Source organism: uncultured Methylobacterium sp., from assembly GCF_964244095.1.
In the GTDB taxonomy this organism is placed as follows: domain Bacteria; phylum Pseudomonadota; class Alphaproteobacteria; order Rhizobiales; family Beijerinckiaceae; genus Methylobacterium.
On the sequence record NZ_CAXTHR010000161.1, the window covers coordinates 1 to 9201 of the forward strand.

The 9201-nt window shown below is 72.2% G+C and carries 9 protein-coding genes; 7 read left to right on the forward strand and 2 right to left on the reverse strand.

All coding sequences use genetic code 11. The features are described 5' to 3' along the window. The 3 genes from fliM to ACFE86_RS19170 all read left to right on the forward strand — a co-directional run. Nucleotides 1-927, forward strand: a 927-nt coding sequence (fliM, locus tag ACFE86_RS19160) for a flagellar motor switch protein FliM (protein ID WP_375456915.1), incomplete at its 5' end; no start/stop codon positions are given. Nucleotides 928-947: 20 nt separating this feature from the next. Beyond that, nucleotides 948-1463, forward strand: a complete 516-nt coding sequence (locus tag ACFE86_RS19165; protein ID WP_375456916.1) for a DUF6468 domain-containing protein — start codon at nucleotides 948-950, stop codon at nucleotides 1461-1463. Continuing rightward, a complete protein-coding gene (locus ACFE86_RS19170; RefSeq protein ID WP_375456917.1) occupies nucleotides 1460-2290 on the forward strand; it encodes a MotE family protein in 831 nt (276 codons plus the stop codon). The genes ACFE86_RS19165 and ACFE86_RS19170 overlap by 4 nt, the downstream gene beginning before the upstream one ends. Nucleotides 2291-2337: 47 nt before the next feature. Here ACFE86_RS19170 and ACFE86_RS19175 read toward each other — a convergent pair whose 3' ends face one another. Continuing rightward, the gene (locus ACFE86_RS19175; RefSeq protein WP_375456918.1) at nucleotides 2338-2889 is read right to left on the reverse strand and encodes a GNAT family N-acetyltransferase; all 552 of its coding nucleotides are present in this window, start codon (nucleotides 2887-2889) and stop codon (nucleotides 2338-2340) included. Nucleotides 2890-3040: 151 nt separating this feature from the next. Next, complete coding sequence (locus ACFE86_RS19180) at nucleotides 3041-4207, reverse strand: type III PLP-dependent enzyme (protein ID WP_375456919.1); 1167 nt, start codon at nucleotides 4205-4207, stop codon at nucleotides 3041-3043. A 732-nt stretch (nucleotides 4208-4939) separates the two neighbouring features. On the opposite strand from ACFE86_RS19180, the gene ACFE86_RS19185 reads away from it, so the two are divergent. The 4 genes from ACFE86_RS19185 to ACFE86_RS19200 all read left to right on the forward strand — a co-directional run. Next, nucleotides 4940-5473 (forward strand): GNAT family N-acetyltransferase, encoded by a 534-nt coding sequence (locus ACFE86_RS19185; RefSeq protein WP_375456920.1) that lies wholly within the window; start codon nucleotides 4940-4942, stop codon nucleotides 5471-5473. Between the two features lie 333 nt (nucleotides 5474-5806). After that, entirely contained in the window at nucleotides 5807-7249 is a 1443-nt protein-coding gene (locus ACFE86_RS19190; protein WP_375456921.1) for a lipopolysaccharide biosynthesis protein, read from the forward strand. A gap of 111 nt (nucleotides 7250-7360) precedes the next feature. After that, on the forward strand, nucleotides 7361-8545 hold the full coding sequence (gene glcE, locus ACFE86_RS19195; protein WP_375456922.1) for a glycolate oxidase subunit GlcE: 1185 nt from the start codon (nucleotides 7361-7363) through the stop codon (nucleotides 8543-8545). A 114-nt stretch (nucleotides 8546-8659) separates the two neighbouring features. Beyond that, on the forward strand, nucleotides 8660-9201 hold a 542-nt coding region (locus ACFE86_RS19200), incomplete at its 3' end, for a 4Fe-4S dicluster domain-containing protein (RefSeq protein WP_375456923.1).

The window sequence follows — 9201 nt, forward strand, 5'->3', positions numbered from 1 at the left end:
GGCGTGCGCGCCATCGTCGATTCGGGCGTCGTCCAGTACGAACGCCTGCCGATGCTGGAGATCGTCTTCGACCGGATGATCCGGTTGCTGTCGACGAGCCTGCGCAACTTCTTCCAGGACAACGTCGAGGTGACGCTGGACAACATCACCTCGGTGCGCTTCGGCGACTACCTCAACGCGATCCCGCTGCCGACCCTGCTCGGCGTGTTCAAGGCCGACGCGTGGGAGAATTCCGGGCTCGTCACCGTCGAGTCGAACCTCGCCTACTCGACGCTGGACCTCCTGCTCGGGGGCAAGCGCGGCGGCTCGTCGAGCCGGCTGGACGGGCGGCCCTTCACGACGATCGAGATGCAGTTGGTGCGCCGGCTGGTCGAGATCATCCTCGGTGACCTCGAACTCTCGTTCCAGCCGCTCTCGCCGGTGCGCTTCTCGATCGACCGGATCGAGACCAACCCGCGCTTTGCCACCATCACGCGGCCGGCCAACGCCGCGATCCTGATCTCGCTCCGCCTCGACATGGACGGGCGCGGCGGCCTGCTGCAGATCCTGTTCCCCTACGCCACCATCGAGCCGATCCGTGAACTGCTCATGCAGAGCTTCATGGGCGAGAAGCTCGGCCGCGACCACGTCTGGGAGGGGCACCTCGCCACCGAGATCTGGCAGGCGGACGTGGCGATGGAGGCGGTGCTGCACGAGATGATGCTGCCGTTGAAGCGCGTCATGGCGCTGAAGGTCGGCGACACGCTGATGTTCGACGCCAAGCCCAGCGACCTCATCACCGTCCGCTGCGGCGAGTGGGCGCTGACGCAGGGCCGGATCGGCCGGGTCGACGACAGCATCGCCGTGCAACTGACGCGCGCCCTGCGGCGCTCGCGCACGACGCTCCAGGCCTACGAGGCGTCGATGAACAACCGCAGCGACGGCTAGCCCGTGAGGAGCCCCCGGTCATGAGCCTTCTGGTCACGCTGGCCGCCGACGGCCTCGTCGCGGTGCTGCTCGTCGCCACGATCGTTTCGTCGATCCGGCTGTCGCGGCGCATCGTGCTGCTCAAGGGCGACGAGGCCGCCCTGCGGCAGACCATCGCCGACCTGATGGTGGCGAGCCAGACCGCCGAGCGCGCCATCGCCGGCCTGCGCAACGCCCTCGACGAGTGCGATAGGACGCTCGCGGAGCGGCTCGGCACCGCCGAGCGTTATGCCGCCGACATCGCGGCGCAGGTCGAGGCCGGCGAGGGGGTGATCGCGCGCATCGGCGCGATCGTCACGCAGATGCGGGGCGCCCCGGCCCGCGTCGCCGAGCCCGCTCCGGGGCCCGTCGCCGCGAGCCCGAGGCCGGCCGTTCGCGTCGCCGCTGAGACCGTGACGTCCGAGGGCCCGAACGGCGAGCGCCTCGGTGCCGCCGCCGCGGCAGCCCTCGCCATGACCGAGCGCGCGCTCAACCGCGTCCGGAGCCGCGCCGCATGACCACAGGGCCGCCCGGCACGGTCGGTCCCGGCGCCCCGGCGCCTCGGAAGCCCGGGACGGCGCTCGCCCGCTCGCGCCTGCGGCCGGTGCGCCCGCTGAGGCTCCGGCTGATCGATGCGGTGACGCTGGCCGCCGCCGGGCTGCTGGTGCTGAAGCTCGTCGCGATGACGGTGGACACCCCGCAGGCCGATTCCGACCTGCCGTCCTTCGCCCGGGTGCTCGCCAAGGCGCGCACCGGCTACGAGCCGGTCGATCCGTCGACGACCGGGTCGGTCACGGCCAAGGAGCCGGAGAAGGCGGAGGCGAAGAAGCCCGAGCCGCCGCCGCAGGCGCAGCCACTGACGCCGGAGCCGGTCTCCCCGACCGAGCGCGCGCTGCTGGAAAAGCTCGGCGCCCGCCGCGACGCGCTCAAACTGAAGGGCGACGAGCTCGCGTTGCGCGAAAAAATGCTCGGCGAGGCCGAGCGCAAGCTCGAATCCGGCCTCGGCGACCTCAAGCAGGCGGAGGAGAAGGCGGACGTCTCGGGCAAGGGCAAGGCCGACGCCGAGAAGGCCGGCCTGAAGAACCTCGTCACGATGTACGAGACGATGAAGCCGAAGGACGCCGCCCGCGTCTTCGATCGCCTTGGCCACGAGGTGCTGGTGCCGCTCGTCCTGGCGATGAACCCGCGCAAGATGGCCGAGGTGCTGGCCGTGATGCAGTCCGAGGCCGCCGAGAAGCTCACCGTGGCGCTCGCCAACCGTGCCCGCGGCGTCGCCGGTCCCCAGGCCGCCGGCTCGCCGCTCGGGCCGAACGAGTTGCCGGCGATCGAGCCGGGGGGCCGCTGAGACGTGCAGGACGTCGGTCCTGGACTCGGAGACCCGCCGAACCCTGATCACGCAGCGCGTCGTCGCCCGCCTGCCGCGTCGGGGAGGGCGGCATCCGCCGGCGCGGGCATGCCCGTCGCCTGCACCAGCCCCTCGGCCCCGCGCAGGGCGCCCGCGCGCAGTTCCAGCCCGAGGAAACGAGCGCGATCGAACGGTCCCGGCAGGGTGAGGCCCGCCGCGCGATCATCCGAGAAGCCGAAGCGGGCGTAATACGGCGCATCGCCGACGAGCAGCACCGCGCCGTGGCCGAGGGCTTCGGCGCGACCAAGCCCCGCCTGCATCAGCACGCGGCCGAGTCCCTGGCCCTGGAGCGCCGGATCGACGGCGAGCGGCCCGAGCAGCAGGGCGGGTCGGCCGACGCCAGCCAAGACGTGCCACAGGCGCAGGGTTCCGACGAGGATGCCGGCGCGGGTCGCCGCGAAGGCGAGGCCGCGCGCCGGCAGGCGACCCTCGCGCAGGCGCTCGGAGGTCCTGGCTCGGCGGTTCGGGCCCAAGCACGCATCGAGCAGGTGCTCGCGCGCGGCGACGTCGCGATGGTGCTCCGCACGGATCTGGATCACGGCCGTAACCTCCGCGTCGGTGGCGACGCATGGGCGGCGTGCGCAGCCGTCGGGAGCGCCCCGTGACGGGGCCTCGAACGGAGCGGACAGCCGCGGGTTTCAGCAAGGCATCACGCCGTGCCGGAGCTCGAGCCCGGCACGGCTGCGCGGATCAGATCACGATCTGCTGGAGCGGCGGGAAGCCGTTGAAGGCGACCGCCGCGTAGGTCGTGGTGTAGGCGCCCGTGCCCTCGATCAGCACCTTGTCGCCGATCGAGAGCGAGACCGGCAGCGGATAGGGGTCGCGCTCGTAGAGCACGTCCATCGAGTCGCAGGTCGGCCCGGCGAGCACGCACGGGCTCATGCGGTCGCCGTCGTGGTCGGTGCGGATCGGATAGCGGATCGACTCGTCCATGGTCTCGGCCAAGCCCCCGAACTTGCCGATGTCGAGGTAGACCCAGCGGACCTCGGCCTCGGCGGCCGACTTCTTCGAGATCAGCACCACCTCGGCCTCGATCAGCCCGGCATTGCCGACCATGCCGCGGCCCGGCTCGATGATCGTCTCCGGAAGCCGGTTGCCGAAATGCTGGGTCAGCGCGCGGAAGATCGCGTCGCCGTAGGATTCCACGCCCGGCACCTGCTTGAGATACTTCGTCGGGAAGCCGCCGCCGAGGTTGACCATCGACAGGCCGATGCCGCGCGTCGCGCATTCGCGGAAGATCGCCGAGGCCGCGGCCAGCGCCCCGTCCCAGGCTCCGGTGTTGCCCTGCTGCGAGCCGACGTGGAACGACACGCCGTAGGCCGAGAGCCCCCGGCGGTGGGCGTGCTCCAGCACGTCGACGGCCATGTCGGGCTCGCAGCCGAACTTGCGCGACAGCGGCCAGTCGGCGCCGGCCCCGTCGCAGAGGATGCGGCAGAACACCTGCACGGCTTCCGTCGCGATGCCGGAGGCGGCGGCGGCGCGCGAGATCTTCTCGACCTCCGCCTCGCAATCGACCGCGAACAGCCGGATGCCGAGACGGAGCGCGCGACCGATGCAACGCTCCTTCTTGATGGTGTTGCCGAACGAGATCCGGTCCGCGGTGGCGCCGGCCGAGAGCGCCATCTCGATCTCGGCCACCGACGCGGTGTCGAAGCACGAGCCCATGTCGGCGAGCAACCGCAGCACCTCGGGGGCGGGGTTCGCCTTGACGGCGTAGAACACGCGGGTGTCGGGAAGCGCGCGCGCGAAGGCGGTGTAGTTGTCGCGCACCACGTCGAGGTCGAGCACCATCACGGGGCCCTCGTCGCGGCCGAGGTCGCGGCGGACGCGCAGGAAGTCGCGGATGCGATCGGTCATGTCGGTTTCAACCCACAGGTTCGCGGCGCCCTTCATGCGGGGCGCGCCGTCGAAGATGTGACGGCCCGAAGGGACCGCCGGCGTCTGGGGTCGATGCGTCGCGCGAACCCGCGCGCTTTGGAGACGCGACGGTCCGTGCGGGCGCAAGGCACACCCGGAAGCTGCCGTGGATTGGACGGGATTTCCCATCCGCACGCCGGGCAAGGAGAAACAAGCCTCTTCGGTGCCGGCCTTTGGAGGGCCGACGAGACCAAAAAAGCCCGTTCGTCGTTGCTTTAAGCTGCGTCCCCCGTGGAGAGCGGGGTTCGCCGGTTTCGCCTCCGGCTGCCGGTTGTTGTCGGGGTCCGGTGTCGCCACCTGGATGCCGGCCGAAAGGGATCCACCCTGTCGACCATCGATCCTTTAAGACCCCTGGCGGCTGTCCGGCAGTTGACCGGATGCCCACCAACCGACACGCGGCCACAGGCACGTGCGAAATTGGGCAACCGCGATATACGGATCGCCGCCCCCCGCCACAAGGGACATTCGATGCGGCGGCCCAGGGAATCCCCAGCGTTTCGCCGACCTGTTGCACAAACGCGGCGGCGCGCGGCGCGCGGGCTTTCCAAGCGGCCGGGGAGGGCGCATCTCACGCGGGCCGCCGCGCGGGAGCGCGACGGATACGGCAGCGGCAGCAGGGACGCGGCGGGCATTCATGGCGGAGGCGACATACCCGGCACCGCGGTGGACGGCGTGAGCCGCGCGGCAGCCGGCGGGTTGACGGTGCGCCCCGCCCGCCTCGACGACCTCGACGCCCTCGTCGCCCTGGAGCACGCGACCTTCGCCACCGACCGGGCCGAGCGCCGGGCGATCCGCCACGCGATCCTCTCGAAGACGATGAGCGTCCTGGTGGCCCTGCTCCGCGACGACGACGGCGCCTGCGTGCTCGTGGGCGCGGCCACCCTGGAGCGCCGCCGCAACAGCCGCAGCGCCCGCCTGTCCTCGATCGCGGTCTCGTCCGCGCGGGCCGGGCTCGGGCTCGGCGGACGGCTGATGCAGGCGGTGGAGGACGAGGCCCGGCGCCACGGCTGCACGCGGCTGCGCCTCGAGGTCCGCTCCGACAACGGCGCGGGCCTGCGCCTCTACGAACGGCGCGGCTACCGGCGCTTCGCGGTGCGGGAAAGCTATTACGAGGACGGGATGGAGGCGTGGCGCTACGAACGGCTGCTGACCGATGCCGAATCCGACCCGGCGCTGGGCCGGCCCCGGCAGCGCCGGAGCGGTTAGAACATTTTCCAGCGAGGTGGATACCGGCTCGCGTAAAGAAAATGCGACCACACAAAGGTTTAGGGCGCGCTTCACCGAGCGCCGGCCCGGTCGCGGAGCTTTCTGCGCATCGCGGTCTCGTCACCGTCCGCCTCGATCCGGCCCGCCTTCGCGGAGCAGCCGTCCGTCAGGCGATCGTGCAGTGAGGGGACGCGGAGGGGACCGGAACCGGCGATGTCGCCGGGCCGTCTCGTGGCGTCCTGCTGATGCCGGATTCAGGGAATCTTACCGGCTGCGCGCTAGACCGGCGCCACGAGCCGGCCCGCGCCGGTTTCGTCCCCGAAGGCTTAGCCCATGGCCGTGATCGCCGCTTTCGTCCTGAATGCCGGGCTGAACTTCGTCCTCGGGCTGCTCATCGCCAAGCTGCTCGGCCCTGCCGATTTCGGCCGGTTCGCGCTCGCCACCGCCGGCGCTATCGTCGTCAACACCGTGCTGTTCGAGTGGCTGCGGCTCTCGGCGACGCGGTTCTATTCGAGCCGGGTGCGCACGGGTGAACCGTGGATTCGCCACGGCCTCGACCGGGCCTACGCGATCCTCGCGCTGCTGCTGTTCGCGGCCGCGGCCCTGGCCGGCGGGCTCGGCGTCGGCGACGGTCCTGACGGGCGCGGCGCGATCCTCTGCGGGGCGATGCTCGCCGCGCTCGGCATCGGCGTGTTCGACTACCACGCCGCGCTCGCCCGCGCCCGCTTCGACGGCCGGCTGTATTTCGGGCTGGTCGCCGTGAAGAACGTGCTCGCCTTCGCGCTGATGGCCGGCGCCGCCTGGTACCTACCGCAGCCGGCCTGGGTGCTCGCGGCCGCGGGCTTGAGCCAGCTCCTCGCCGTGCTGATCCTGCGCCGCCCCTTGCGCGATCCGGTCACGGCGTTCGAGCGCCCGCGGATGCGCGCGACGTGGCGGCTGTTCCTGCGCTACGGCCTGCCCCTGATCGCCGCCAACGCCGCCTACCAGATCCTACCCGTCCTCAACCGCGGCACCATCGCGGCGCAGTCCGGGTTTGCGGAAGCCGGCTACTTCGCCCTCGCCGCCGACGTGACCTCGCGCAGCCTGACGATGCTCGGCACCGCACTGGACCTGCTGCTGTTCCAGTTGGCGGTGCGCGCCGAGGAGCAGCACGGGCGCGCGGCGGCCGAGCGGCAGGTCGCCGACAACGCGGCCACCGTCTTCGCCCTGCTGCTGCCCTGCGCCGTCGGCTTCTGGGCGGTGCTGCCCGCCCTTCAGGCGCTCGTGGTGCCGGAGGCCTATCGCGGGCCGTTCGCGCTCTACGCGACGCTGCTGATCCCCGGCCTGTTCTGCCTCGCGCTGATGTTCTTCGCGATCAACCCGATCTTCCAGATCCGCCGCCGCACCCTGCCGGTGATCGCGGCGGCCGCGATCGGGCTCGCCGGCAACGGCCTCGGGCTCCTCGTCCTGCCGCCGATCCTCGGGAGCGCCGGCATCGCGCTCGCGCAGACGCTCGGGCTCGTGGCCGCCTTCGCGTGGCTCGCCGTGCGCGCGCTCGCCGGCCGCGACCGCCTGCGTCTGCCGTGGCGCGAGATCGCGTCGGCGAGCGTGGCCTGCGGCGCGATGGCGGTGGCGCTCGTGCCGCTGCGTCACCTCGACCCGCCGTCGGCGCTCGGCCTCTGCGTGCCCGTCGGCGCGGGCCTCTACGCGGCTCTGGTGTGGACCTTCGACATCGCGGGCCTGCGCCGCCGGATGGAGACCCTGTTCCGCCCCGCCCATCCCGTCGCCGCGGAGTGACGGCCGGACCGGTCCGGGCGCCACCCGCGCGTCCCTTTGCAAGGCGGGCGCGATCCCGCATGATCGAAGCCCAAGGGATGCCGACCAAGGCGCCCGACGAGGCAGGAAACGATGCGACCCTACGAGCCCCGCGACGAGGGCGAGGCGGCCGAGATCGTCGGCGCGGCGGCCGGCCGGTCCGAGCGGCTGCGCCTCGTCGGCGGAAACACCAAGGCCGGGGTCGGCCGCCCGGCGCAGGACGCGGCGACGCTGTCCGCTCGCGGACTGTCCGGCGTCACCCTCTACGAGCCCGCCGAGATGGTGGTCTCGGCCCGTGCCGGCACGCCGCTCGCCGAGGTGCAGGCGCTGCTGGCCTCCCGCGGCCAGATGCTTCCGTTCGAGCCGGTGGATTTTTGTGCGCTGATGAGTTCGGCCGGCGAGCCGACCTTCGGCGCGGTGGCGGCGGCCAACAATGCCGGCCCCCGGCGCATCAACGCGGGTGCGGCGCGCGACAGCCTGATCGGCGTGCGCTTCGTCAACGGGCGCGGGCAGGCGATCAAGTCCGGCGGCCGGGTGATGAAGAACGTCACCGGCCTCGACCTCGTGAAGCTGATGGCCGGCGCCTGGGGCACCCTCGGGCTGCTCACCGAGGTGACGTTCAAGGTGCTGCCGGTGCAGGAGCGGGTCGCGACCCTGGTGTTCTCCGGCCTCGACGATGCCCGCGCGGTCGCGGCTCTGTCGGCTGCCCTCGGCTCGCCGTTCGAGCTGACCGGCGCGGCCCACCTCCCGGCCGGCCTCGAAGGCGCGCACGCCCGCACGCTGATGCGCCTCGAAGGGTTCTCGGAGTCGCTGGACTACCGCCTCGGTGAACTGCGCACGCTGCTCAGGCCGTTCGGCGCCGCCGAGGTCGTGGAGCGCGAGCCCGGCGCCGCGCTCTGGACGGCGATCCGTGACGCGACGGCCTTCGCCGGCACCACCGAGGCGGTGTGGCGGATCTCGACCGCGCCGACGCGGGCACCGGCGCTCGCCGCCGCGATCGGGCGGGCACTGCCGGCGCGCTGGTTCTACGATTGGGGCGGCGGCCTGGTCTGGCTCGCCGTCCCGGCCGGGGGCGATGCCGGCGCGGAGGCAGTCCGCACGGCCCTCGCCGAGCAGGGCGGCCACGCGACGCTGATCCGCGCGCCCGACGCCGTGCGCGCGGCCGTGCCGGTGTTCCAGCCGCTCTCCGAACCGCTGATGCGGGTGACGCTGGGGATCAAGGCGGCGCACGACCCGGCGGGGGTGTTCAACCCGGGGCGGATGTATGCGGGGGTCTGACCTGCCCGAAGCCTCGCTGCCGCATCGCGGTCGCTCTCAAAGGATGGCAAGGAAGGCGGACCGATCCGGACCGCCGACGCCATCGGCCCGGAAGAAGACGCAGCAGGACGCGCCGTGCAGACCAACTTCTCCCTTGCTCAGCTCGCCGACCCCGCGATGGCGACCTCGGAAAAGATCCTGCGCACCTGCGTGCATTGCGGGTTCTGCACCGCGACCTGCCCGACCTACCTGCTGCTCGGCGACGAGCTCGACAGCCCGCGCGGGCGCATCTACCTGATCAAGGACATGCTGGAGGGGGCCAAGGCAGCGAGCGCCGAGGTGGTCCGCCACATCGACCGCTGCCTGTCGTGCCTGTCCTGCATGACCACCTGTCCGTCCGGCGTGCATTACATGCACCTCGTCGATCATGCCCGCAGCCATATCGAGCAGACGTTCTCGCGCCGCCTCGACGACCGGCTGCTGCGCGCGGTGCTGGCCTTCGTGCTGCCCTACCCGAACCGGTTCCGCTTGGCGCTACTCGGCGCCAAGCTCGGGAGCCCGTTCAGGGGGCTGGTGGCGCGCCTGCCGCGAATCGGCAACCGGCTCGCCGCGATGCTCGACCTCGCGCCCGCCGCCCTGCCGGACCGCGACCCGACCGACCGGCCCGCGACGTTCCC

Bases quoted from the DNA above. Each gene is read 5' to 3' on its own strand.
- ACFE86_RS19165 (WP_375456916.1), top strand. From the start codon at position 948: ATGAGCCTTCTGGTCACGCTGGCCGCCGACGGCCTCGTCGCGGTGCTG.
- ACFE86_RS19170 (WP_375456917.1), top strand. From the start codon at position 1,460: ATGACCACAGGGCCGCCCGGCACGGTCGGTCCCGGCGCCCCGGCGCCT.
- ACFE86_RS19180 (WP_375456919.1), bottom strand. From the start codon at position 4,207: ATGACCGATCGCATCCGCGACTTCCTGCGCGTCCGCCGCGACCTCGGC.
- ACFE86_RS19190 (WP_375456921.1), top strand. From the start codon at position 5,807: ATGGCCGTGATCGCCGCTTTCGTCCTGAATGCCGGGCTGAACTTCGTC.
- glcE (WP_375456922.1), top strand. From the start codon at position 7,361: ATGCGACCCTACGAGCCCCGCGACGAGGGCGAGGCGGCCGAGATCGTC.